At 74.2% G+C, this 22,935-nt stretch carries 19 protein-coding genes; 13 read left to right on the forward strand and 6 right to left on the reverse strand.

Annotation, left to right across the window (positions count from 1 at the left end; all coding sequences use genetic code 11):
* The first annotated feature begins 404 nt into the window (after nt 1–404).
* Genes ACFXPX_RS23675 through ACFXPX_RS23685 form a run of 3 tightly spaced genes read left to right on the forward strand, consistent with a single transcriptional unit; the run spans nt 405 to nt 4,023 of the window.
* Nucleotides 405–1,457, forward strand: coding sequence for an iron ABC transporter substrate-binding protein (locus ACFXPX_RS23675; RefSeq protein WP_380643099.1), 1,053 nt, complete (start codon nt 405–407; stop codon nt 1,455–1,457).
* On the forward strand, nt 1,454–2,992 hold the full coding sequence (locus ACFXPX_RS23680; protein WP_380643101.1) for an ABC transporter permease: 1,539 nt from the start codon (nt 1,454–1,456) through the stop codon (nt 2,990–2,992). Before ACFXPX_RS23675 ends, ACFXPX_RS23680 begins: the two co-directional genes overlap by 4 nt.
* Complete coding sequence (locus tag ACFXPX_RS23685) at nt 2,989–4,023, forward strand: ABC transporter ATP-binding protein (RefSeq protein WP_380527524.1); 1,035 nt, start codon at nt 2,989–2,991, stop codon at nt 4,021–4,023. Before ACFXPX_RS23680 ends, ACFXPX_RS23685 begins: the two co-directional genes overlap by 4 nt.
* Nucleotides 4,024–4,094: 71 nt before the next feature.
* Here ACFXPX_RS23685 and ACFXPX_RS23690 read toward each other — a convergent pair whose 3' ends face one another.
* Entirely contained in the window at nt 4,095–5,870 is a 1,776-nt protein-coding gene (locus ACFXPX_RS23690; RefSeq protein ID WP_380643103.1) for a hypothetical protein, read from the reverse strand.
* A gap of 229 nt (nt 5,871–6,099) precedes the next feature.
* On the opposite strand from ACFXPX_RS23690, the gene ACFXPX_RS23695 reads away from it, so the two are divergent.
* The 7 genes from ACFXPX_RS23695 to ACFXPX_RS23725 all read left to right on the forward strand — a co-directional run bounded on the left by ACFXPX_RS23695 (nt 6,100) and on the right by ACFXPX_RS23725 (nt 16,762).
* The gene (locus ACFXPX_RS23695; RefSeq protein ID WP_380643105.1) at nt 6,100–10,344 is read left to right on the forward strand and encodes a hypothetical protein; all 4,245 of its coding nucleotides are present in this window, start codon (nt 6,100–6,102) and stop codon (nt 10,342–10,344) included.
* A 131-nt stretch (nt 10,345–10,475) separates the two neighbouring features.
* Nucleotides 10,476–10,901: a hypothetical protein gene (locus tag ACFXPX_RS23700; RefSeq protein ID WP_375883557.1), complete on the forward strand. Its 426-nt coding sequence runs from the start codon at nt 10,476–10,478 to the stop codon at nt 10,899–10,901.
* The gene (grpE, locus tag ACFXPX_RS23705; protein ID WP_380590186.1) at nt 10,898–11,662 is read left to right on the forward strand and encodes a nucleotide exchange factor GrpE; all 765 of its coding nucleotides are present in this window, start codon (nt 10,898–10,900) and stop codon (nt 11,660–11,662) included. The genes ACFXPX_RS23700 and grpE overlap by 4 nt, the downstream gene beginning before the upstream one ends.
* A gap of 31 nt (nt 11,663–11,693) precedes the next feature.
* Nucleotides 11,694–14,294 (forward strand): Hsp70 family protein, encoded by a 2,601-nt coding sequence (locus ACFXPX_RS23710; RefSeq protein WP_380643107.1) that lies wholly within the window; start codon nt 11,694–11,696, stop codon nt 14,292–14,294.
* The gene (locus ACFXPX_RS23715) at nt 14,291–14,659 is read left to right on the forward strand and encodes a hypothetical protein (protein ID WP_380590180.1); all 369 of its coding nucleotides are present in this window, start codon (nt 14,291–14,293) and stop codon (nt 14,657–14,659) included. Before ACFXPX_RS23710 ends, ACFXPX_RS23715 begins: the two co-directional genes overlap by 4 nt.
* A gap of 92 nt (nt 14,660–14,751) precedes the next feature.
* Nucleotides 14,752–14,991, forward strand: a complete 240-nt coding sequence (locus tag ACFXPX_RS23720; protein WP_375883566.1) for a chaplin — start codon at nt 14,752–14,754, stop codon at nt 14,989–14,991.
* A gap of 139 nt (nt 14,992–15,130) precedes the next feature.
* Complete coding sequence (locus tag ACFXPX_RS23725) at nt 15,131–16,762, forward strand: AMP-binding protein (RefSeq protein WP_380531267.1); 1,632 nt, start codon at nt 15,131–15,133, stop codon at nt 16,760–16,762.
* Between the two features lie 79 nt (nt 16,763–16,841).
* On the opposite strand, the gene ACFXPX_RS23730 is transcribed toward ACFXPX_RS23725, so the two are convergent.
* On the reverse strand, nt 16,842–17,237 hold the full coding sequence (locus ACFXPX_RS23730) for a sortase domain-bontaining protein (RefSeq protein WP_380643109.1): 396 nt from the start codon (nt 17,235–17,237) through the stop codon (nt 16,842–16,844).
* Here ACFXPX_RS23730 and ACFXPX_RS23735 point away from each other — a divergent pair.
* From ACFXPX_RS23735 to ACFXPX_RS23745, 3 genes are all read left to right on the forward strand, one after another.
* Nucleotides 17,212–17,721: a hypothetical protein gene (locus tag ACFXPX_RS23735; RefSeq protein WP_380590171.1), complete on the forward strand. Its 510-nt coding sequence runs from the start codon at nt 17,212–17,214 to the stop codon at nt 17,719–17,721. The genes ACFXPX_RS23730 and ACFXPX_RS23735 overlap by 26 nt on opposite strands.
* A 568-nt stretch (nt 17,722–18,289) precedes the next feature.
* Nucleotides 18,290–18,994: a hypothetical protein gene (locus tag ACFXPX_RS23740; RefSeq protein ID WP_380643111.1), complete on the forward strand. Its 705-nt coding sequence runs from the start codon at nt 18,290–18,292 to the stop codon at nt 18,992–18,994.
* A 77-nt stretch (nt 18,995–19,071) separates the two neighbouring features.
* A complete protein-coding gene (locus tag ACFXPX_RS23745) occupies nt 19,072–19,680 on the forward strand; it encodes a class F sortase (RefSeq protein WP_380531255.1) in 609 nt (202 codons plus the stop codon).
* Between the two features lie 152 nt (nt 19,681–19,832).
* Here ACFXPX_RS23745 and ACFXPX_RS23750 read toward each other — a convergent pair whose 3' ends face one another.
* The 4 genes from ACFXPX_RS23750 to ACFXPX_RS23765 all read right to left on the reverse strand — a co-directional run bounded on the left by ACFXPX_RS23750 (nt 19,833) and on the right by ACFXPX_RS23765 (nt 22,880).
* A complete protein-coding gene (locus ACFXPX_RS23750; protein WP_375883580.1) occupies nt 19,833–20,237 on the reverse strand; it encodes a YccF domain-containing protein in 405 nt (134 codons plus the stop codon).
* Nucleotides 20,238–20,311: 74 nt separating this feature from the next.
* A complete protein-coding gene (locus ACFXPX_RS23755; RefSeq protein WP_380643113.1) occupies nt 20,312–20,962 on the reverse strand; it encodes a hypothetical protein in 651 nt (216 codons plus the stop codon).
* A 112-nt stretch (nt 20,963–21,074) separates the two neighbouring features.
* Nucleotides 21,075–21,683: a hypothetical protein gene (locus ACFXPX_RS23760; protein WP_380531248.1), complete on the reverse strand. Its 609-nt coding sequence runs from the start codon at nt 21,681–21,683 to the stop codon at nt 21,075–21,077.
* A gap of 105 nt (nt 21,684–21,788) precedes the next feature.
* Nucleotides 21,789–22,880: a YncE family protein gene (locus ACFXPX_RS23765; protein ID WP_380643115.1), complete on the reverse strand. Its 1,092-nt coding sequence runs from the start codon at nt 22,878–22,880 to the stop codon at nt 21,789–21,791.
* Nucleotides 22,881–22,935 lie beyond the last annotated feature (55 nt).

The following is a 22,935-nucleotide window of genomic DNA, read 5'->3' on the forward strand; positions in this document are numbered from 1 at the left end:
GCTGCTTCCGCTGAGCCCCCGGGCCGCGGCGGCCCCATGCCCGCCCCGCCGCCGAGGCGCGCCCCCCCCCGGCCCGAGGCCCCCGCACCCGTCGCCCGGTTCCGGGGCCCTCGGCCGTCCGGGGCGCTCCCGGGTTCGTTACTCATCGTGATGGTGAGTCCAGGGCGCCAGGGGTCCGGTTCGTCCGTAGTTGCCACCTGTGACCCGTACTTGGCGGTTGTTTTGCCCGTACTTGGGAGTCCGCTCACCGAAGTCCTACCCCGCCGCGACCGGGCCGAGATGTGACGCTCCGACACTTGTTAGGCAAGCCTTTCCTGCCTTAGGTTCTCGTGCCGTCAGGCCGCCGACCCTCGCTTTCCGAGGGCCCCGGCGGCCGTCCCCTGCCCTTCCGGAGGACCCTCACCATGCCCGGTACCGTGCGGCCCCTGGCCGGCCTGTCCCTCGTCGCCGTCTGCGCCCTCGCCCTCACCGCCTGCGGCAGCTCCGGCGGGACGGGAGGCGCGGACAGCGCCACCGCCGCGGCCGGCCAGACCGTCACCGTCTACAGCGGTCAGCACGAACAGACCGTCAAGGCCCTCACCGAGGACTTCACCAAGCGCACCGGCATCAAGGTCGAACTGCGTTCCGGCGACGAGGCCGAGCTCGCCAACCAGATCCTCCAGGAGGGCGACGCCTCCCCGGCCGACGTCTTCTACGCCGAGAACCCGCCCGCGCTCACCGTTCTTGACGACAAGGGCCTGCTCGCCAAGGTCGCCCCCGACACCCTCAAGTCCGTCCCGGCCGCCGACAGTTCCGGCAACGGCGACTGGGTCGGCGTCTCCGCCCGCAGCTCGGCCTTCCTGGCCGGCACCGGCAAGGCCGCCGACACCGCGCCGCCCGCCTCCGTGCTCGACCTGGCCAAGCCCGAGTGGAAGGGCCGCCTCGGCATCGCCCCCGGCGAGACCGACTTCGCCCCGGTCGTCACCCAGGTCCTCAAGGCCAAGGGCGAGGACGCGACCAAGCAGTGGCTCAAGGGCCTCAAGGACAACGCCAAGGTCTACGACAGCAACGAGACCCTCTCCGCCGCGATCAACAGCGGCGAGGTCGAGGGCGGCGTCATCGACCACTACTACTTCTACCGGATGCGCGACGAGAAGGGCGCCGCCGGGACCCACGCGACCCTGCACTACTTCCCCAAGGGCGACCCGGGCTCGCTGATCGACGTCTCCGGCGCCGGGATCCTCAAGCACGGCAAGCACCAGGCCGCCGCCCAGGCCTTCCTCGGCTACCTCGCCTCCGCGCCCGCCCAGACCGTCATCGCCGACTCCGCCAGCTACGAGTACCCGCTGGTCACCGGTGTCCAGGGCAAGCCCGAACTGCCCGCCCTGGCCGGCCTCGGCACCGTCGCCGACCCGGCCGCGCTCGGCGACGGCAAGCAGGCCCTGGTCCTGCTCCAGGACGCCGGACTGCTCCAGTGACGACCCCCCTGCCCGGGTGGCGGTGGCGGGCCGGCGGCCTGCTCGCCCCCGTCGCCGTCGCCGTCGTCGCGGTGGTCGCCTCGCCGCTCGGCTTCGTCACCGCCCAGGCCGCCCAGGCCGGTTGGCAGCAGGCCCGGCGGCTGCTCGGCCGCCCGCTGATCGCCACCCTGCTCTGGCACACCCTCGGCCTGGCCACCGCCGTCACCCTCGCCACCGCCGTCCTCGGCTTCGGCGCCGCCTACCTGGTCGAGCGCACCACCCTGCCCGGCCGCCGGGCCTGGACCGTCGCGCTCGCCCTGCCGCTCGCCGTACCGGAGTTCGTCCGCGGCTACTCCTGGGTCTCGCTGTTCCGCTCCGTCCACGGCTACTGGGGCGCCGTCCTGGTGATGACCTGCTCGCTCTACCCCCTGGTGTTCCTGCCGGTCGCGGCCGCCCTGCGGCACGGCGACGCCGCCGCCGAGGAGGTGTCCCGCTCGCTCGGCCGCGGCCGGCTCGCCACCCTGTGGCGGGTCACCCTGCCGCTCACCCGGCCCGCCCTGGCCGGCGGCGTCCTGCTGGTCTCGCTCTACCTGCTCGGCGAGTACGGCGCCTTCGCGATGCTGCGCTACACCACCTTCGCCACCGCCGTGTTCACCCAGTACAAGCTCGGCTTCGACGCGGCCTCCGCCTCCCTGCTCACCCTGGTGCTGGTCGGCCTCGCCCTGCTGCTGGTCACCCTGGAGGCCTGGGCCGGCCGCCGGGCGCGCACCACCCGGCACGGCGCCCTGGCCCGCCCCGCCGTGCCCGTACGGCTCGGCGGCTGGACCGCCCCCGCCCTCGGCGCGCTGGCCGCACTGGTCGGCGTCTCGCTCGGGGTGCCGCTGTACGCGCTGGCGTACTGGCTGGTCAAGGGCAGCTCCACCACCCTGCCCTCCGCCTCCGTGCTCGGCGCCACCCTGGCCACCCTCGGCTACGCGCTCGGCGCGGCCGTCGTCGCCACGGCCGCCGCCCTCCCCGTCGCCCTGTACGGCTGGCGGCGCGGCACCCGGCCCGCCCGCACCGTCGAGCGGATCGCCTACCTCACCCGGGCGCTGCCCGGCATCGCGGTCGCCCTCGCGGTGGTCTTCTTCGCCGTCCGCTGGGCCCGGCCGCTCTACCAGCAGCCGCCGATGCTGGTCCTCGGGTACGTCCTGCTGTTCTTCCCGCTGGCCCTCACCGCCGTCCGCGCCGCCCTCGCCCAGGTGCCGCCCGGCGTCGAGGAGGCCGCCCGCTCGCTCGGCACCCGGCCGCTCGCCGTCCTCGGCCGGGTCACCCTGCCGCTGGTGCTGCCCGGCCTCGGCGCCGCCGTCGCCATGGTCGGCCTCACCGCGTCCACCGAACTCACCGCCACCCTGCTGCTGCGCCCCACCGGCACCCAGACCCTGGCCACCCAGTTCTGGGTCTACACCAGCGGCCTCGCCTACGGGGCGGCGGCGCCGTACGCGGCCCTGATGGTGGCGCTGTCCGTCCCCTCCGTCCTGCTGCTCACCCGCCGTACATCCGGGAGCCCCCGATGACCGGACTCTCCGTCGTCGACCTGCACGCCGCCCACGGACGCAGCCCCGTCCTGCACGGCATCGACCTGACCGTGCCGGACGGCGCGCTCGCCTGTGTCCTCGGCCCCTCCGGCTGCGGCAAGTCCACCCTGCTGCGGGTGCTGGCCGGCTTCCACCCGGCCGCCGCCGGGCAGGTCGTGCTGCACGGCCGCGTGCTCGACGACGGCCGCCGCAGGCTCGCCGCCGAACAGCGGGGCGTCGGCCTCGTCCCGCAGGACGGCGCGCTCTTCCCGCACCTCAGCGTCGCCGCGAACATCGGCTTCGGGCTGCCCCGTTCGCAGCGCCGCGCCCGGGTCGCCGAACTGCTCGACCTGGTCGGCCTGTCCGGCCTGGGGGAGCGCCGCCCGCACCAGCTCTCCGGCGGCCAGCAGCAACGCGTCGCCCTGGCACGGGCGTTGGCGCCCCGCCCGCGCCTGCTGCTGCTCGACGAACCGTTCGCCGCCCTGGACGCGGCCCTGCGGGCCGACCTGCGCCGCGAAGTCGCCTCCGCCCTGCGGCAGTCCGGCACCACGGCGGTGCTGGTCACCCACGACCAGGACGAGGCGCTCTCCTTCGCCGACACCGTCGCCGTCCTGCGCGACGGCCGGATCGCCCAGGCGGGCAGCCCCGAGGAGCTCTACCACCGCCCGGCCGACGCCGCCGTCGCGGGCGTCCTCGGCGAGGCGAACCTGATCCCGGCCGAGGCCAGGGGAGTCGAGGCGCTGACCGCCCTGGGCGCCCTTCCGCTGGCCGACCCCGCGGTCGACTCCGGCGGCGCGCTCGCGCTGCTCCGGCCGGGCCAACTGCGGCTCACCGCCGAGCCGGTGGCGGGCGCCGTCCCGGCGAAGGTGCTCGGCAGCGACTTCCGGGGCCACGACCACCGGGTCGAACTACGGCCCGGGGCAGCGGGGTTGCCCGAGGTGCTGATCGTCTCCGCCGACCGTCCGTGGCCGGTGGGCGGTGAGGCCTACCTGGCCGCCGCGGGGCCGGTGCACCTGCTGCCGGGGGAGTGAGCGTCCGGGCAGCGCCGGGCGGCCGGGCGGTTGGGCACGCACCTCGCCGACCGGCCGCGTACCTGTGGCGCCTACGGCCCCTCGGGCAGGTCCACCGCCTGCCAGCGGTAGGCCGCGTCCTCCTGCCAGACCTGCAACTCGCCCTCCACCACGGCCGCCAGGCACAGGCGCCAGTCGTCCCCCATGGCGAGGGCGACCCGGGTGGCGGGGCGCAGGGTCGGCCGCCACCAGCGGGGGCGCCGGGAGGCTCCGCCGGGCGGCAGGCGCAGCCGGACGCCGCCCGCGCCGGCCAGGGCGACGGTGGGGCCGCCGCGGTGGCCGACCATGGCGATGCCGAGGGAGGGTTCCCCGTCGCCGATCTCGGTGGCGGTGGCGGTCGCCGAGCCGAGGGTGTGCAACTGGGCGGAGCCGTCCGTGCGCAGGATGGCGGCCTGCGGTCCGGCGGAGGCGCGGGCCAGCGCGCCGGCGCGCAGGGTGCCGGGCGGGCCGAGCGGGACGGGTGGTGAGCCGGAGCCCGGGCGCCAGCTGAGCACGCGCTCGCGGTGCTCGACCAGGACCAGCCAGGCGCCGGGCCGTTCCTCCTCGGCGGCGAGCACCCGGTCGGCGGGGCAGCCGGGGTGCTCCTGGCCGGTGAGGGTGAGGCCGGGGGCCCAGCGGTAGGAGCGCAGGGCGCCGGCGGCGGCGGTCCACACGGTCAGCTCCCCGGCCGCGCCGACCGCCCCGGCCAGGCCGCTGACCCCGCGGGCGGCCTCCCACCAGCCGGCCGCGGTGCCGACCCACAGGGTGCCGGAGCGGTCCTCGGCGCAGACCACCAGCTCGCCCTGGCGCCCGGCCCAGCCCGCCGCCAACTCCCTTACCGCACCGGGCCCCTGGCCGGCGGGCGGCCGGTGGCCGGTGCGTCCGGGGCCGGCCAGCGCGGTGCCGTCGGCGCCGGCCGTGACCACCAGCGGCCGGCCGGCCCGGTCCGGCAGTACGGCCAGGCCCGCGGTGCGCGCCACCGGGCGGTGGGCGCGCAGCAGTTCGCGGCCGCGGGCGGCCCAGGGGCCGAGCGGGGCGGGGCGCCGGTCGGGCTCGCGGGCGAGCGGTTCGCAGGCCCAGCGGGCCAGTTCCTCGCCGTAACCGGCGGCCAGCAGCTCGGCGCGGGCCTGTTCGGCGGCGAGCCGGTGGTCGAGCCGGCCGTGGTCGGGCAGCAGCAGGGTGCGGGCGAGGGTGCCGACCGCGAAGAGGTCCTTGGCGGTGGTGGGGAAGCCGCCGACCTGTTCGGCCTCCGGCGGTACGTGCCCGGGGGTGAACACGGCGACGGTCAGGGTGTGGTCGAGCGGGGCGAGGAAGGTCAGGTCGATCAGTTTGACCAGGCCCTGGCCGTCCACCAGCACGTTGGCGGGGGAGATGTCGCGGTGGACCCAGCGTTTGCGGTGCAGCTCGTCGACGATCCGGCACAGCCGGGCCAGCACCTCGGCCATCGCGGCCGGACCGCCGCGCTGGGCCCGGGCCCAGGTGTGCAGCGGCACGCCGTCGACCCAGGGCGAGATCTGGTAGCCGAGCAGCCCGCCGGAGGGCGCCGCGCCGGGCCGGTGCGGGGAGGGGCCGAGCAGGAAGCTGGGCACCACCAGGTCGGTGACGCCGAGCCGGTGGGCGTTGTGCGAGACGTCGTCCCAGCGGCCGAGCCAGCGCCGCACCTCGGACGGGTCGCGCTCCAGCATGATCTTCGCGGCGACGAGTTCCCTGATCCCGTTGTGCCCGGTGCGCACCGCCCGCCACACCTCGGCCTCGCCGCCCCGGTGGTGGAACTCCAGCAGCTCGTACTGTTCGGGGTCGAACTCGGGCCCGAAGCGGAGCCCGGGCACCCAACGAGATTCTGACACGCGACCCCCGACGCTTCCTCACCACTGCGGACGCGCGACTGCCGTACGGCCTGCGCGCTGCCCAGGATAGTGCGCATTTCTGTTCGTCCGACCGGAGGAGGGCCTATTCTGATGGGCGCCCGAGCAACATCACGAAACAACGTCAACTCATGGTCGTACGGGGAATGTTGATCATGGAGCGGGACGACATCGAGGCACAGGGGGACGGTGCATGCTGCAGCTTGCGGTGCTGCTGATCGTGGTGGCACTGGCCGGGGCGGCCGCCGTCCTGCTCGCCCGTAGGCGAACCACCCTGGACCCGGCCGGAGTCGCCAAGGCCCTGGCCGCGGCCGCCGGACAGCTCGCCGCCGGAAAGGCCCCGCAGGCCCGCCGCCGCTACGCCCGGCTGGCCCGCCAACTCGCCACCGGGCCCGCTGAACTGCGCACCCAGCGCGGCCTCGCCCTGCTCGGCCAGGCCGAGGCCACCATCCCCACCGGCGACCAGCAGGCCACCCTCGCCCTGCACCGCGAGGCCTTCCCGCTGCTCACCGACCCGGCCCGGCAACTGCCCCGCTGGAGCCTGCGCCGGCTCGCCGAGGAACGGACCCAGGCCCCGGACGGCGACCTCGGCCCGGTCCTCGCCTACCTCCGGGCCGCCGCCACCACCGGCACCGGCAGCGCCACCGGCACCGGCACCGCCACCGAAACCGGCAGCGCCACCGGCACCGATTCGGGCGAGGACGCCGTCGCCGTCGCCCGCACCGTACGGTGGCTCCAGCACCTCTGCCGCGAGGGCACGCCCGAGCAGCGCGACCACGCCACCGACCGGGCCCTCGCCGCCCTGCCCGGCCAGGACTGGCCGGTCCTCGCCCGGGCCGCCCTGCTGAACGCCACCGGCCGCGCCGAGCAGGCCGAACCGCTGCTCGCCGCCGCGGCCCCCGGCGGCGGCGCCGAACTCTGGTTCCGCTGGGGCGCCCAGCTGTTCACCGCGCACCGGGACGAACCCGCCGCCGCCGCCTTCGACGAAGCCCTGCGCCGCGGCCCCGGCGACCCCGGCCCCTGGGGCCGCGGCCCGGCCCTGCGCACCGACAGCCTGCTCTTCCGCGGCCTCGCCCGGCAGCGCCTCGGCGCCACCGACGCCGCCTGGGCCGACCTCGCGGCCGCCGCCACCGAGACCCCCGGCGACCCGCGCCCGCGCTACGCCCTCGGCCGGCTCGCCCTGCTGCTCGGCGCCGACGACCAGGCCCGGGAGCAGTTCACCGCCGCACTCACCGTCCAACCCTCCTTCGCCCCGGCCCGGTTCGGCCTCGCCCTGGTCCACGAACGGGCCCAGCGGCACGCCGAGGCCGCCGCCGACTACCGCACCGGCCTCGGCCAGGTCCCCGACTGGCGCCCCGCCAGGGTCCGGCTCGGCGCCGCCCTGACCGCCGCCGACCGGGCCGCCGAGGCCGAGCCGCTGCTGCACGCCGAGGCCGACACCGAACCCGACTCCCGCTGGAGCCGGATCGCCGCCTACCACCACGGCCTCGCCCTCGCCCGCACCGGCGACCCGGCCGGCGCCCTCGCCCGCTGGGAACCCCTGGACGACCCCGAACTGCACGTCCGCCAGGCCCTGGCCCGCGACCGGCTCGCCCGCACCCGGCTGGCCGCCGACCCGGCCGCCGCCCGCGCCCTGTGGCAGCGGGCCGCCGCCGAACACCCCGGCGCCCCCGGCTACCGGTCCGCGCTGCGCGAGGCCGCCCTGCGCGAGGCCGCCCACCTGCTGGTCACCGGCCGCGACCGCGCCGAGGCGCGCGAGGCCGCCGCCGCCGCGCTCGCCCTGGCCGACGCCCTGCCCGGCGCGCTCACCCACCGGCAGTCCCGGCTGCGCGCCGCGCTCGCCCTCGCCGAGGGCGCGACCGAGCGGGTCACCGCGCTGCTCGACCCCGCCGCCGCGCCCCGCGACCGCTACCACCTGGCCGCCGCCGCCCTGCTGGCGGGCCGTCCGGTGCAGACCATCGCCCTGCTCGGTCCGCTCGACCCCGACCCGGCCGGCGACCCGGCGCTCGCCCGGCTGCGCGCCCTGCTCGCCGAACGGGCCGGCAACTGGGCCGCCGCACTGGACTGGTACCGGCACTTCCTCACCGCCCCCGCGGCCGGGTGCGCCGCCGGTTCCCCCGAGGCCGGTTCCTTCGAGGCCGCTTCCGCCGCAGACCCGGTCGGCGACTGCGCGGCCTGCGCCCGCCCCGCCACCGGCGCCTGCGGAGGCTGCGGGCGGGAGGCCTGCGCCGAGCACCTGCACGCCCCGGCCGGATCCGCCTCGCCCCGCTGCACCCACTGCACCGGCCCCGCCCTGCGCGCCCTCCTGGACTGCGCCCGCCGGGCCGGTACCCCCGAACAGGCCGAACCCGTCCTGGCCGGCTGGGCCGAGGCGCTCGGCGACGGCGCCGCCGCCGCACCGGTACGGCTCGACCTCGCCCTGCTGCGCGCCGAACTCGGCCGCCTCGACGAGGCCCTGGCCGATCTGCCCGAGGAGGCCGGCCCGGCCCGGGCGGCCGTCCTGGTCCGCCGGGCCGGCGCCGCCCTCGCGGCCGAGCAGCACGGCCGGGCGGCCGGCGACCTGCGCCGGGCCCTCGCCCTCGCGCCCGGCCACCCGCAGGCGGCCGCCGCGCTGGTGCTGCTCGGCGAGCACGAGGCCCACCGGCACGCCGTCGAGGGCCGCCACCGCGAGGCCTACCGGGCCTACCGCGCGCTGCTGCTCGACGACCCCGCCCACCCCCGGCTGCTGCACGCCCTCGGGCTGGCCGGCTACCGCTTCGCGGCCGCCACCGGGGCGACGGCGACGGGAGCGGCCGACGGGACCGTGGCCGAGGCCGCCGACGAGCAGGCCTGGGCCTGGACGATCGGCTGCCTGGTCGCCGCCCTGCACCGCGAGGAGCTCTGGACCGAGACCGCCCGGACCACCGGCCGCGAGGCCGACCCCCAGCGCACCGCCGCCGCCCGCACCGCGCTCACCGACCGCCTCCGCGAGGACCTGCGCGCCCTCGACCGGGCCGCCGGCCGCAGCGGCGACGAGACCACCGCGTGGACGCTGCGCCTGGGCATGGAGTCCCACGCCGCGGACGCCTTCGCCCAGGAGGACGTCCGGATAGCCCTGCCCGGGCGCCCCACCCGCCGGCTGGTCCTCGGCCCGGGCCTGGACCGGCTGCTGCGCGCCGAACTGGCCGGCTGGGGCGAGGCCTACCAGCAGGCCGTCGGCGCCTGGCGGCGCGGCCCCGGGGCCGCCTCGGGGCCCGCGCTCGGCCGAGCCCTCGGCCTGTTCGGCGCGCTCGGCCCGCAGCAGTACCTGCACCTCCAGGGCCGGCAGGCGGCCGCCGTCGCCGCGCTGGACGCGGTCGCCGAGGGCGAGCGCGGCGCCGCCTGGCAGTCGCTGCTCGGCGCGGCCCTGGTCAGCCAGGCCCGGGAGCACCACCGCAACCAGGACTGGCGGGAGGCGCTGGACTGCCTCACCCGGGCCCGGAGCGTCCCCGGCCTGGTGCTGCCCGTCGAGGTGGCCAAGGTGGCCGCCGAGTCCGGGGTCCGGGCCGCCCGCGCCCTGTTGAAGAGCAGCGTGGACGACCAGGAGGGCGCGGCCGGACTGCTGGAGAAGGCCTTCGCGCTGGCCCCGGACGACCCGGAGGTGCGCGGCGACCTCGGCGCGACCTACGCCCAGTGGGCCCGCAAGATCAACAACGAGGAGAAGGACTACCTGCGCGCCCTCGAACTGCTGGCCAAGAGCGCCGAGCTCGCCCCCGGCGACCCGACCGCCCGGCACTTCCTGCGCGCCGCCCTCGGCAACCGGGCCGGTCAGCTCAGCCGGGTGGACGCCTCCGACGCGGAACTCCAGGAAGCCGTCGGGACGTGGAAGCGGCTGATCGAACTCGACGACGACCCCGAGAACCGCCGGGGCCTCGCCTTCGTGCTGCGCCAACTGGCCCGCTCCGCCGCCTTCGTCGACGACAGCGCCCGCGCCCTCGCCCGGATGCTGGAGGCGCTGGTCTGGGACCCGGACTGGGAGGGCGACGCCGCGAGCGAGGCGGGCCGCCGGGTCTCGGTGCTGCTCGCCAACCACGTCATCGACCACATGCAGAACAGCACCTTCCAGGCCCAGGCCGCGATGCTCCACAAGGCCAGGTCCTACGACGACTCGGCCGAGATCCGCGGCCTGATGGTCAGCGTCTGGCGCAGCCGGGCGATCTCGTTCTACGAGGAGCGCCTCTACGCCGAGGCGATCGGCCTGCTGCGCGAGGCGCTCGAACTCGCCGTCGCGCCGGAGGACACCGCCAAGCTCAAGACCGAACTCGGCATCGTCCTCAGCTCGTTCGCCGTCGCCCGGGCCAACGCCGGCAACCACCTGGAGGCCCAGGGGGCGATGGAACTCGCCCTCCAGCACAATCCCCACGACCGCGAACTGCGTGCCCTGGCGGACCGGATCAACAAGCTCGGCCGCCGCTACTGACCGGCCCCGCAACCGCCGGACGGCCGGCGCCGTCGTAACCCGTGCACCGCGTCCGCACCGACCGCACCGCCCAGCCCGCTACCCCCAACCCCCCTGCCCCGTCCGGACCGTGAGGAGAGAGACCGCCCGCCATGCCACTGCACGAACCGTCGCCGTACGAGGTCCTGGGCATCCCGCTCACGGCCGGGGTACGCGAGATCAACCTCTCGGTCGGGAAGGCGCTCAAGGCGGGCCGGTACAGCCGCCAGCAGATCCAGGACGCCGCGGCCCTGCTGCGCAACCCGGACCGGCGCCTGGAGGTGGACCTCCAACAGCCGCTGCCGCCCGAACCGGTCGACCAGGCCGCCGAGTTGCTCGCCCCCGCGCTGGCCGAACCGCTGCTGGTGATCGAGCGCCCCGGCCTCCCGCCGGCCCCGGCCCTGCTCGCCCTGCACCGGGCCGAGGCCGCCGCCGACTTCGCCGAGCCCGCCCCCGGCGGCGCCGACCCCGAACCGCCCGTCCCCGCCCGCTACGCGGCCGACCTGTCCGTGCTGCCCCAGATCGAGGTCCCGCAATGACCGACGCACCGACCGCACCCGCCGGGCCGACCGCACCGACCGCACCGGCCGGTGTACCGACCGCAGCCCTGCTCGACGGCCACCGGCCGCTGGAGGTCCCGCCGGGTGCGGAGGCCGTCGACCTGGAGGCCAAGTTCACCCAACTGCTCTTCCGGTCCTCCCTGTTGGGCAACAAGCTGACCGAGCAGAAGCAGCAGGCCCGGGCCGAGCAGCGGGAACTGCTGGGCGTCCTGATCGAGGTGGACGACGCGCTGACCGCCCTCGGGCTGGACCGCGAGCTGGTGGCGCTCGGCCGCGGCGCCGGGCTGGAGGCGACCCGTCGGCGGCTGCTCGGCCGGCTGGCCAAGGCCGGGGTCCGGCCGATGCGGCTGGAGGGGTTGGCGGCCGACCCGGCGCTGACCGAGATCGTGGGCACCGAGGTGCGGCCGGGGGTGGCGCCGGAGACGGTGCTGCAGACGGTGGTGACCGGCTTCTTCTGGGAGCAGGAGGTGCTGCGCCGGGCCCAAGTGGTGGTCGCCGCAGCGGAGTCGGCGGCGGAGTCGGCACCGGAGTCGGTGCCGGAGCCGGTGCCGGTGCCGGTCGAGGACCCGCGCAGCGCGCGGATCGGGCTTGAGGAACCGGAGCAGTCCGAGGAGCCGAAGGAGCCCGAGCAGCCGACGGCCGCCGCGCCCGACCCCGCCGCCAGGCCGGTGCCGCCCCGGGTCCGTCGGCACGCCAAGGCGCCGGGCCGGCCGGCCAAGCGCGCCAAACGCAAGAAGTAGCCAGGACCACGAGGGGCAAGAGGGGAACGACATGTACCGCACACTCGGCATCGACCTGGGCACCACCAACTCCGTGGTGGCCCACCTGCGCCGGGGCGCGCCGGAGATCATCTTCAACCGGCAGAACCAGGAGGCCACGCCCTCCGTGGTCGGCAGCGGCCGCAAGGGCGAGCTGCTGGTCGGTTCGACCGCGCGCAGCCGGATCGCCATCGACGGCGCGAACGTGATCCGCTCGGTCAAGCGCTTCATGGGCCGCAAGTTCAAGGACCCGCAGGTCCAGGCGGCGCTCAAGGAGGTCGACTACAAGGTCACCGCGGGCACCGACGGCGACGTCAACGTCTGGTTCAACGGCCGCTCCTACACCCCGATCGAGATCTCCGCGATCATCCTGCACCGGCTCAAGCAGGACGCCGAGCAGCGCCTCGGGGAGCCCTTCCACCGGGCGGTGATCACCGTCCCCGCGTACTTCGGCGAGCGGCAGGTGGCCGCCACCCAGGAGGCGGGCCGGATGGCCGGCCTGCACGTGCTGCGGATCATCAACGAGCCGACCGCCGCCGCGCTCGCGTACGGGCTGGCGAGCGACGCCGGGGACGAGGGCCGCACCGTCCTGGTGTACGACCTCGGCGGCGGCACCTTCGACATCTCCATCCTGCTGCTGGTGCCCGGTTCGGTCTCGGTGCTCGGCATCGAGGGCGACAACCTGCTGGGCGGCGACGACTTCGACCGGGCGATCACCACCGCGCTGCTGGAGGACATCCGCGAGGAGTACGGCTCCGACTACCAGCCGGACCTGCGGGACCGCCCGAAGATCGCCTCGACGGCCGAGACGGTCAAGATCGAGCTGTCCAACCAGCAGTCCTCCGAGGTGATCCTGCCCGGCCTGGGCGCCGGACAGCTGGTGCTGGAGACGGAGTTCGAGCGGGCCCGCTTCGAGGAGCTGATCGAGGCCCAGATCGAGCGGACCATCGAGCTGACCCACAAGGCGATCATGCAGGCCAACCTGACCGTCGGGGACGTCGACGAGGTGGTGCTGGTCGGCGGTTCGACCGCGATCCCGCTGGTCGAGCGGCGCCTCGGCGAGGTGTTCGGCACCCGCCGGATCAAGCGCGGCGTCAACCCGATGCAGTGCGTGGCGCTCGGCGCGGCCGTGCAGTCCGCCCTGGTCGGCGAGGTGGAGTGCCCGGAGTGCCGGGCCCCCGGGGACCTCTCGGCCTCCAACTGCGCCAACTGCGCGACCTCCCTGCTCGGCGGCGACCGGGTCTCCTGCCCGACCTGCCACGTCCCGGTCGAGGCCGGGGCGTCGGCCTGCCCCAAGTGCGCCCAGGAGATGGACGGTTCGTCCGCCGACGGCTCGGCCGGGTCCGGCTCGGCCGGCTCCGGCGCGAGGATCCCGCAGCAGTCCCAGGCCACCACCGCGCTGCGCGCCGACAACTGCCCGCAGTGCGGCACCCCGGCCGCCCCCGGCGTCACCGCCTGCGAACTGTGCGCTGAGCCGCTCAACTCGGCCGCCCCCGGCCACACCAAGGTGGCCTCCACCGCCGCCGAGGACGTCGGCCTGCGCTGCTCCTCCTGCGCCACCGTCAACCCACCGGGCAGCGAAGTCTGCGCGGGCTGCGGCGAGTTGATGCAGGTCACCAACCCCTTCGACATCACCCCGAAGAACCTCGGCATCGAGCTCAACGACGGCCGGCTGGCCGTCATGATCCCCAAGAACACCAGCTACCCGACCAGTTCGCCGGTCGGCCGGGAGTTCGTGGTCTCCGGCAGCGGCCGCCAACGGCTGGAGATCGCCGTCTACGAGGGCGAGCACGAGATCGCCCAGCAGAACGAGCTGATCGGCCACCTCACCCTGCGCCTGCCCGAGGGCCTCGGCGGCCGCACCCCGGTGGAGGTCTCCTTCGGCCTGGACCGCGACCGCACCATCACCCTGTCGGTGCGGATCCAGGGCGGCGCCGAGAAGACCGTCAAGCTGGAGCGGGTCACCCTCGACCCCGAGTTGAAGGTGCAGGTCGAGGAGCAGCAGCGGCAGATCGAGTCCTTCACCGACCGCTGGGGCGGCGAGCTCACCGAGGCCGAGATGCGCGAGGCGCAGCGGCTGATGGACGCCCTGGACGACCTGGCGGCCGGGCAGACCCGCGGCCGGTCGGTGGACGAGGCGCTGGAGCGGGCGCAGCGCCAGCTCAAGGCGCAGCGCTGGGTGCGCGGCTCGGAGGCCTACCTGAGCCTGTTCATCCACTACTGCGAGAAGCACCTGGACCCGAGCGACCTGGACCGGCTGCGCTCGGTGGCCGCCGAGCTGCGCCTGCGCCGGGAGGCGGCCGACTGGGAGGGCGCGATGCGCGCGGCCCAGAAGGCGGACGAGCTGTGCGACTCGCTCGGCCACACCTTCCGGATGCTCACCATGTGCAACATCTACGTCAACCAGAACATGGTGTCGCCGGCCCTCGGGCAGCGGATCATGGCGGAGCTGCGCGGCCTGGACGAGGCGGTGGAGGCGCCCAACATGGAGGCGGTCAACACCCACATGTCGAACCTGCTGGCGCTGTACGCCCAGGCGCAGCGGGAACTGGGCAGCGAGCCGGCCGCCGAGTCGCTCGGCCCGGTGCGCCCGGAGGAGGCCGGTCCGCGATGACCACTCCCGACGTACCTGCCGTGCCCGGAGCGCCCGAGGAGCCGGAGGTCCGCTGCCCGCTGTGCAAGGTCCCGGCGGACCGGCGGTCGCTGGGCTGCCCGTCCTGCCGGGAGGACCTGGGCGTGCTGTTCCGGCTGCGTTACGCCGGTCGGATCGACTACAACCGGGCCCTGACGGCGCTGGGGGCGGGGGAGGGGGCGCTCGCGCTCGGCCTGCTGCACCGCGCGCTGGAGGCCGAACCGGGGCTGGAACCGGCCCGGGAGCTGCTGGGATCACTGAGCGTGTCCGGGTTCGGCGGGTCGGGCGCGGAGCCGGGGGAGGGCCTGCGGGAGGGTCGGCGGGAGGGCGACACGCCCTCGGGCTGACCAATTCGGCCGCTTCCGGCCTGCCGTGGAGTTCGATCGGTGCGAGTGTGATCGTCACACGGAGTTCCGCCACCCTCTCAAGGAGTGACGCAATGCGTATTCGCACCACCCTCGCCGCCACCGCGCTCGCCGCGGTGGCCGTCATCGCCGGTGCCGGCACCGCCGCCGCCAGCGGCGCGACCGCGAACGGTGTCGCCTTCGGTTCGCCCGGTGTGCTCTCCGGCAACCAGATCCAGATCCCGATCAACCTCGAGGCCAACGTCTGCGGCAACTCGATCGGCGTCATCAGCATCCTCAACCCGGCCTTCGGCAACACCTGCATCAACGCCTGACCCGCGCACCGGGGCCGTCCGTCGCAGCCGACGGGCGGCCCCGGTGCCGTGCCGGTACCCCCGTTCGGGGGTGGCGGCGCGGGCCGGGGACCGCGAGCATGGTCCCCTGTCCCGCACCGCCGCACCCAGGAGCCCGCCCGTGCCGACACCGCCCGCCCAGCGCAGCTACGCCTCCGGGGCCTCGGCCGTCCCGCTGCTCGGCGACACCATCGGGGAGAACCTCGACCGCGCGGTGCGCGCCTTCCCCGACCGCGACGCCCTGGTCGACCGCCCCACCGGCCGCCGCTGGACGTACGCCCAACTCGCCGCCGACGTCGACGCGCTGGCCCTCGGCCTGCTGGAGCTCGGCATCGCCAAGGGCGACCGGGTCGGCATCTGGGCCCCCAACTGCGCGGAGTGGACGCTCACCCAGTACGCCACCGCCAAGCTCGGCGCCGTCCTGGTCACCGTCAACCCGGCCTACCGGGCGCACGAGCTGGAGTACGTGCTGAACCAGGCCGGGATCCGGCTGCTGGTCGCCGCCGAGCGCTTCAAGACCTCGGACTACGCCGGGATGATCGGCGAAGTCCGGCCCCGCTGCGCCGGGTTGGAGCGGGTGCTGCTGCTCGGCAGCCCCGCCTGGGACGAGGTGCTGGCCGCCGGCCGCGCCGCCGACCCCGCCCCGCTGGCCGCCCGCCAGGGCGAGCTGGCCCCCGACGACCCGATCAACATCCAGTACACCTCGGGCACCACCGGCTTCCCCAAGGGCGCCACCCTCTCGCACCACAACATCCTCAACAACGGTTACTTCGTGGGCGAGTTGCTCGACTACACCGAGCAGGACCGGATCTGCGTCCCGGTGCCCTTCTACCACTGCTTCGGCATGGTCATGGGCAACCTCGCCGCCACCTCGCACGGCGCCTGCGTGGTCATCCCGGCCCCCTCCTTCGAACCCGGCGCCACCCTGGCCGCCGTCGCCGCCGAGCGCTGCACCTCGCTGTACGGCGTGCCGACCATGTTCATCGCCGAACTCGCCGACCCGGACTTCGACCGCTACGACCTGGGCAGCCTGCGCACCGGCATCATGGCGGGCTCGCCCTGCCCGGCCGAGGTGATGAAGGAGGTCATCGAGCGGATGGGCATGGCGGAGGTGTCGATCTGCTACGGCATGACCGAGACCTCGCCGGTCTCCACCCAGACCCGCACCGACGACCCGGTCGAGCGCCGGGTCTCCACCGTCGGCCGGGTCGGCCCGCACCTGGAGGTCAAGGTCGTCGACCCGGCCACCGGCCGCACCGTCCCGCGCGGCGAGCCCGGCGAGCTGTGCACCCGCGGCTACTCCGTCATGCTCGGCTACTGGGACGAGCCCGAGCGCACCGCCGAGGCCGTCGACGCGGCCCGCTGGATGCACACCGGGGACCTCGCGGTGATGGACGCGGACGGCTACCTCGCCATCACCGGCCGGATCAAGGACATGGTCATCCGCGGCGGGGAGAACCTCTACCCGCGCGAGATCGAGGAGTTCCTCTACACCCACCCCGACGTCCTCGACGTCCAGGTGATCGGCGTCCCCGACCCCAGGTACGGCGAGGAGCTGATGGCCTGGATCCGGATGCGCGAGGGCGCCGAGCCGCTCACCGCCGAGGCCGTGGCCGCCTACTGCGCCGGGCGGCTGGCCCACTTCAAGGTCCCGCGCTACGTGCACGTGGTCGAGGAGTTCCCGATGACCGTCACCGGCAAGATCCGCAAGGTCGAGATGCGCGCGCAGGCGCTGCGCATTCTCGGCCTCTGACCCCGGGAACGCCCGCGGCCCGCCCCCGGGCGGGGACGGGCCGCGGCGTCGCCGATCCGCCGCCCGTGGGAGGCGCGCGTTACGCGGCGAGGTCGGCGTAGAAGATGATGTTGTCGGTGCGGTGCCCGTGCTCGATCCCGCCGCCGCAGGTCAGCAGGCGGAGTTCGGCGTGGTCGGTCGCACCGTAGACCTTGTCGGTCGGGAAGTCCTTCTTGTTCACGTTCTGGATCTCACGGATCCTGAACTCCGCGGTGCTGCCGTCCTCGCGCCGGACGACGACGGTGTCGCCCAGCTCGACCTTCTCGACGTCCTTCATCAGCGCAGGGCCGTGCCTGGTGTCGAAGTGCGTCACCAGGACGGCGATCCCGGTCTCACCCGGGGTGACGCTCCCGGTCCACCAGCCGGGGCTGTTCGCGTCGGTGTCGGGATCCGGGACACCGAGCTCGCCCGTGGCGTCGAGCTCGAGGTCGACCATCTTCCTGCTGTCGACACCGGCCGCCTCGATCCTCATCCCGGTCGGGCGCGCCTTCGGCATCGCCCGTGCGACGGCACTGGGGGTCGAAGCGGCCGAGGTGCTGGTGACCTTGGGCTCCGGGGGCAGGTCGATAACGAGGGCCTTCGGCCTGGCGGACCTGATCGACCGTATCGTGATCGGCGCTGCCCCGCCCGAGGTTGAGGACGCCGTCTACAGGCTGGTGCTCGAGGCACTCATCAACATCCGCCGACATTCTTCCCGCGCTACCCGGTTCTCGGTTTCGGCCACCCGTTCCTCTGTCGGCGCTGTGTCGGTGTCCGTGGCCGACCACGGCGGCAGGAAGGCGCTGCGAACACGCAACCGCACCGGAGGTGGCACCGGACTTCTCGCCCTTGCCGAGCGCATCCAGAGCCTGGCCGGCACTGTCAGTGCCGGCCCGCACCAGGACGGTTGGCACGTCCGCGCCACCGTTCCTCTCGACTGAGAGGTCCGGGCGAGGATCGATCGTCCACGCGGCCGGAGAACAATCGATACATCGTCGACAGAGGATGAATCCCCATTCACCTTTGTCGCCCCCACAGATGCACTTGAGGAGTCATCTCAGGTGGGGAGTCTGCCGAGCCAGATGAGGGCTGCGGCGACGCGACTCGGTCGGAGCCGACCTGTGAGGGCGTCCACAACTGGCCGGCAAGCCCGAGCTCACAGGGTCGATGCTCCACCACGGCCTGCCGCTCCACCTCCTGTGCCGACGGCGACAAGAGCAGAGGGTCCCCAGGCGGCTCACCCACGCAAGGTCAATAACTCAGAACCCCAACGGTTTCAGGACTGCAGGACCTTCTGGGGCGGGTTCGGTAACCTTTGGTGAATCCACTGAAGTGAACTCCCGGCGGGCGGTTGGTCTTGTACCTGAAGGCCCGTTCAGGCGTATTACTTGTCTCTCCTTGGTCGAACGTACGCTTCCCGAAATTCATCCGATGAGTCGCTGATCTCGGTCAGCGAGACAAGGGGATTCGCGAAAAATGCGTTCCGCTCTCCGAGTTGCTGTCACCGTCGTGGGTGCCACGGCGGCCCTGTCCCTCCCCCTGGGCCTAGCCCACGCCGCCGACACCGGGCACGCCCCTTCGTCCAACGCACTGCAGGCCGCGTCGAAGGCAAAGTCCCACGACCTGCCCGACGGTTACAGCACGCGGTACAAGAGCGACAATCCGATCGGGGTGACCATCACCTATGACCTGACTGGCGAGTCCATCGAGCTGAGGGTCGATCGTGTGAGGACCGGCCGCCTCCACAACTACGACTTCACCATGGACTCCAAGGGAATCCTGACGGTCGAGGAGGTGCCGAACACGCAGGAGCTGGCCGACGGCTATGTGGCCGACGTCCACGAGCAGGTCGTCTCGACCCGGACGGGCAAGATCACGGCGTACACCGCGAAGATCCACGATGCCTCGGGCAAGATCCAGCTCACGCTGACCAACCCCGGCGATTCCACCGGCCGGCACGGTCACTACAGCTTTGCCCTGGCTTCCGACGGCAAGGTGACGGCCACCAAGCTCGCCCCGGGTGACAAGGGTGACAAGGGCCAGCCCGGTGACAAGAAGGCGGCGGTCACGCCCAAGGGCGGCGTGAAGGCCGGTGCCGAGGGCGTCGGCACCGGTGACAGCGCCGAGCTGGTGTACGGCGGGGCCGGTGCGGCCGCCGTCGGCGCCGCCGGCCTCGGCTTCGTGCTGCTGTGGCGCGGCCGCAGCAACGTCTGATCCCTCGATCGACGGCCGCCGCGCGAGTGGGTTTCCCCCCGCCCGGCGGCCGTTCCATGCCTGCCCGGAGGACACTCATGACCCGAACCCGCGTCACCGTCGTTGCGGTCGCCGTCGCGGCGGCTGCCCTGCTCACCGCCTGCGGCGGTGGGGACAGCCCTGTGCTCCCCGCCGCCCCCGAGATCGTCAGCACCGCTACCGCGTCGCCGGCCACTGCGGCGGCCTCCCTTCCGAAGTCCCGGCCGACGGGGCTCAAGATCGGGTCGGCCGGTGTCGACGCGAAGAGGATGGTCGATCTGAAGATCGACGACAAGGGCGAGCTCGGGGTGCCGGATCCCGCCAAGGAGGCGGACCTTCCGGGGTGGTGGGAGGGGAGTCCGACCCCGGGTGAACCGGGGGCGTCCGTGCTCGTGGCCCACTTCGACACCAGGCACGGGCCGGCCCTGATGAAGGACGTCGAGAAGATCAGGCTCGGCGACCGGATCGCGGTGCCCCGTGAGGACGGCACCACGGCCGTCTTCGCGGTCCGCGAGATCGAGAAGGTGGACAAGAAGGCCTTCCCGACCGAGAAGGTCTACGGCGCCACCGACCGGCCGGAACTGCGGCTGCTGACCTGCGGTGGTGAGATCAGGGACGGGCACCGGACCGGGAACGTGATCTTCTACGCGGACCTGGTACCGGCCTGATCCTGCACCTCGGCAGCGGTTCCGGGGCCGGCGGGTGGAGGCAGAAGCGCAGACGTTCGTGGTCCAGGGTGATGCCCGCAGATCTGACCAGCGCAAACGCTGATGGCCGACGAGGAGGCTCCCTCGTCGGCCATCAGCGTCGGTGGTGGCGCTCAGTAGCGGGTGCCCCAGGCCTCGTCGGTGGAGACGATCTCGCGGCCGAGCGGCATCAGCGAGATCGGGATCATCTTGAGGTTGGCCCAGCCGAAGGGGATCCCGATGATCGACAGGAACAGCGGGATGCTGGTCACCAGGTGCGCGATCGCCAGCCACCACCCGGCGAAGACGAACCAGATCACGTTGCCGACGCAGGACGCCGCCCCGGCGTCCGGCCGCTCGACGGTCGTCCGTCCGAAGGGCCACAGTATGAAGCCGGCGATCCGGAACGAGGCGATGCCGAACGGGATGGTCACGATCAGCACGCAGCAGATGATTCCGGCGACGACGTACCCGATGGCCATCCAGATGCCGCAGAAGAGCAGCCAGATGACGTTGAGGACGAAATTGATGGGCTTCATGCGCGTTACCTTCTCACGCTCGACGGACTGACTGCCACGACCTGCCATGCCCTCTGGCGTGCGCGTTCACTCCCTTAGGGGGTGCTCTTGGGGGATGACTCGGGGGTCGGGAGGGTGGGGAACTCGGTGGCGGAGGGGCTCGTGTAGTGGCAGTCGCCGGAGGTGGGGCAGAGGTACACCGTGAGGTCCTCGCCGTGGGTGGGCGACAGGAGGCGGAACTCGGCGAAGGTGACGAACCTGCCGCCACCGAGGTCGACCGCGCGGAAGCGGGGTGGGGCGGCGACGTGGTCGGTGTCGCCGGTCACCTTGACGTCGTCCTGGCGGCCGGAGAAGGCGGTGAACAGGTACTGCTCCGGCCCCAGTACCCCGTTCGCCACCAGCTCCGTGTCCCTGGTCTGATCGTCGATCGGGATGAACTCGGTTCCGTCCCACGGGTCGCCGAGGTGTACCCAGCAGACGTCGAGGTTGTCTTTCAACCAGAACGCGACCGCTCGGGAGTGCCCGTTGTCGTCGAGTACCGCGAGGGTGGCGAGGGTCGGCTTCGGGCACTGCTTCACCAGGAGCCCCGGCCGGTCGACGGCGTCGACGATCCACTGGGCGGACGGCGGCGCCGGTTCGGGCAGCACCACTGCGTGGCGTGGCGGCCCGTCGTCGGCGAAGACTCCGCAGGCCGTCACGGCGGCCAGGACGGCCACCGAACTCACCAGTCCCGCAAGGCCTTTCATCGCGTACCCCCTGTAGCGCTCCGATGGATCCAGGGTCGGCCAGGGCGGGGTGGCCGACAAGGCGCTGCGGGGTCACGGAACCGTCCCGGTCCCGCACGGAGGTGACGGTGCGTCAGTGGGCGTCGCGGCAGGTGCCGGTGGGGGTGCAGAGGGTGAGGGTGAGCGGGCGGCCGGTCGGGGGGATCCGGTAGTGGTAGGCGGCGAAGGTGACGAGGTCGCCGGCGCCGAGGTCGAGGGTGCGGCGCCGGACGGGGCTGACGAGGTGGTCCGGGTCGCCGGAGACCGTGATGTCGTCCACCTGGCCGCGGTAGGCCGTGAAGGCGTAGGAGTCCACGCCCGCCGTGGTGTCGGCGGGCATCGGGGTGCGGGGGACGAGGTCGGCGATGGCGGCGAACCAGACGGTGGTGGGCGTGACGCCCGCGTGGTTGACGACGGCGTAGCAGACGTCGAGGTTGTCCGGCAGCCAGAGGGCCACGGCCCGGGTCCGCCCGTCGGTGTCGAGGACGACCATGGTCGCCAGGGCCGGCTTCGGGCACTGCGGCGGCAGGTTGAGCCCGCCGACGAGGTCCGCGATCCACTGGGCGGAGGGCGGGGCGGCCTCGGGGAGCGGCACCGGGTGGCGGTAGGTGCCGGGGTCGAGGGCCGGATCGCAGGCGGTGGCCGGGCCGAGCGCCGTCACCAGTGCCAGCGTCGACCAGAGCGCCCCGAGGCGGCGTCGCATCCTGTCCCCTCTCCTTCCCGGTACGACGGGTGGGCCCCAGGATGCGCCCGGCACCGGGCGGCGGCAAGACTCCTGCCGCGGCCCGGAGCACGGAGCCGGGAGGGGTCAGGCCGGGCGGGGCAGGTAGGCCAGGCCGTGGGCGCCGGGCTCGGCGAGCTTGGGGGCGGTGAGGCGGGTGACCGGGGTCAGGGTGTCGAGGTCGACGACGTCCACGGTCGAGGAGACGACGGAGGCGACGTAGCCGAACCGGCCGTCGGGGGAGGAGGTGATGGTCAGCGGGAAGCGGCCGACCTCGACGGAGCCGAGCCTGCGGTGGGTGGCCGCGGAGAAGACGGTGAGGCAGCCGGGGTCCTGCCGGCCGAGCGGCGAGTCGGGGCTGGTGGTGGCGTGGATCTCGCCGGCCAGGAGGCGGCCGCTGCTGGTCAGGTGGACCGGCAGGACGGCGGAGCCGGTGGGCAGCACGTCGACCACGGAGGCCGTACGGGTGTCCAGGACGCGGATGCCGGGCGCGGCGTCGGGCTTCCCGGCGAAGCCGAGGTAGGGCCCGCCGACGTACACCCGGGCGCCGTCGGCGGAGACGGCCAGGCCCTCGCTGCCGGGGACGGTGATCTTGGCGGTCAGTGTGCCGCGGTCGAGGTCGACCACGGAGACGTACGGGGCCTCCTTGTTGGTGGCGTAACCGGTGCGCCCGTCCGGGGAGATGGCGAACCAGTGCGGGCCCGGGGCGTCGGTGTCGATCCGGCCGAGCGGGCGGCGGGTCGCGGTGTCGACGACCACCACGCCGCCGGGTCGGTCCGCCGAGGCCTCGACGCTGACGTAGAGCCGGCCGCGGACCGGGTCCAGGGCCAGGCCGTGCGGGCCGTGCTCGGGGGCGAGGTCGATCACCTCGACGACGGTGCGGGTGTCGGCGTCGATGACGGTCAGTTCGGTGCTGTGGCCGTCGTGGGCGTTGTAGTAGCCGGAGCGGTACGCGCTGGTGCACCAGAGCAGGCGCTGCGTCGGGTCGAAGCACAACTCGTGCGGCTGGGCCGGGACCTCGACGGTGTCGAGCAGGGCGTCGGTGGCGGCGTCGAAGAAGGAGACGGTCGGGCCGCTCTGGCTGACGACGGCGAGGACGTCGCCGGCGAGGTGGGCGCGGGCGTCGAGCTGGGCGCGGGTGTCGAGGTGGGCGCGGGCGTCGAGGGGGGTGTTCGGCACGGGAACTCCTGGTGGGTGGCCGGTGGGTGCCGGCGGGTGCTTCGTGAACGGTTCC

Source organism: Kitasatospora sp. NPDC059146, from assembly GCF_042786665.1.
GTDB lineage: Bacteria > Actinomycetota > Actinomycetes > Streptomycetales > Streptomycetaceae > Kitasatospora.

Coding starts and splice junctions, on each gene's coding strand:
- ACFXPX_RS23675 (WP_380643099.1), top strand. CDS start 405: ATGCCCGGTACCGTGCGGCCCCTGGCCGGCCTGTCCCTCGTCGCCGTC.
- ACFXPX_RS23685 (WP_380527524.1), top strand. CDS start 2,989: ATGACCGGACTCTCCGTCGTCGACCTGCACGCCGCCCACGGACGCAGC.
- ACFXPX_RS23695 (WP_380643105.1), top strand. CDS start 6,100: ATGCTGCAGCTTGCGGTGCTGCTGATCGTGGTGGCACTGGCCGGGGCG.
- ACFXPX_RS23700 (WP_375883557.1), top strand. CDS start 10,476: ATGCCACTGCACGAACCGTCGCCGTACGAGGTCCTGGGCATCCCGCTC.
- grpE (WP_380590186.1), top strand. CDS start 10,898: ATGACCGACGCACCGACCGCACCCGCCGGGCCGACCGCACCGACCGCA.
- ACFXPX_RS23710 (WP_380643107.1), top strand. CDS start 11,694: ATGTACCGCACACTCGGCATCGACCTGGGCACCACCAACTCCGTGGTG.
- ACFXPX_RS23715 (WP_380590180.1), top strand. CDS start 14,291: ATGACCACTCCCGACGTACCTGCCGTGCCCGGAGCGCCCGAGGAGCCG.
- ACFXPX_RS23720 (WP_375883566.1), top strand. CDS start 14,752: ATGCGTATTCGCACCACCCTCGCCGCCACCGCGCTCGCCGCGGTGGCC.
- ACFXPX_RS23730 (WP_380643109.1), bottom strand. CDS start 17,237: ATGGTCGACCTCGAGCTCGACGCCACGGGCGAGCTCGGTGTCCCGGAT.
- ACFXPX_RS23745 (WP_380531255.1), top strand. CDS start 19,072: ATGACCCGAACCCGCGTCACCGTCGTTGCGGTCGCCGTCGCGGCGGCT.
- ACFXPX_RS23750 (WP_375883580.1), bottom strand. CDS start 20,237: ATGAAGCCCATCAATTTCGTCCTCAACGTCATCTGGCTGCTCTTCTGC.
- ACFXPX_RS23755 (WP_380643113.1), bottom strand. CDS start 20,962: ATGAAAGGCCTTGCGGGACTGGTGAGTTCGGTGGCCGTCCTGGCCGCC.
- ACFXPX_RS23760 (WP_380531248.1), bottom strand. CDS start 21,683: ATGCGACGCCGCCTCGGGGCGCTCTGGTCGACGCTGGCACTGGTGACG.